At 57.7% G+C, this 808-nt stretch carries 1 pseudogene; it reads right to left on the bottom strand.

The features are described 5' to 3' along the window. Positions 1 to 51: 51 nt before the first annotated feature. Positions 52 to 748: pseudogene (locus AC0L17_RS34475) on the bottom strand (IS6 family transposase). Positions 749 to 808: the final 60 nt, after the last annotated feature.

Below are 808 nucleotides of genomic sequence, written 5' to 3'. Positions count from 1 at the left end.
GGCGATGTCACGTTGTTGGCAACTGGCCGCGATGATACTGCGAGTTCGATTTCAGGCCAGCGTTCCGGTCGCGGCTTTCCACTCCGACATGGCTTTCAGGCGGTGGAGATGGATGGCGAATGCTGAGCGTTTTGAATGGGGAGCAACGAAGAGATTGCGAACAGCGGAGAAGATTGAGACGAACCGTTGCAGGGACCCAGGTGATCGGAAGCCCTGCATTGTTCGTTCCCGTTTCGCAGCGGCACATGCGAATTCTCCGCTCGGTTGTTGAGGCCCTTGTGCGCGGTGTTCGATCTGCGGCATGACCTGACGCCTGGCCGCTCCGTAGGAGCGGAGCTTGTCAGTGATCATGCGCTTGGGTGCGACGCCTTGCTTTCTCAAGAGCCAACAATCGTTTGGCAGCCTTGGTGTTGCGCCGGGTCTGGACGATCTCATCGAGCACATAGCCATCCTGATCGACGGCACGCCACAACCAGTGCTTCTTGCCGGCGATGGTGATGACGACTTCATCGAGATGCCAAATGTCATGGTGGCCTGGCGGCTTGCGGCACAAGCGACGAGCATAATCGGGACCGAACTTCTTTGCCCAGCGGCGGATCGTCTCGTATGAGACCACGATACCGCGCTCGAGCAACATTTCTTCGACCATGCGCAGGCTCAACGGAAACCGAAAGTACAACCAGACCGCATGGGCGATGATCTGAGGCGGAAAACGGTGACGCTTGTAGCTGATGGGCGGCTTATTCATTCCATCGCGTTTATGCCGCAAATCGCTGACGGCGAGTTAAGTTGATAACGCCACCGCCGC

This window comes from Mesorhizobium sp. WSM4829 (assembly GCF_055811475.1).
Note: the sequence above shows the minus strand (reverse complement) of the source record. Positions and strands in the feature narration are given on the sequence as shown.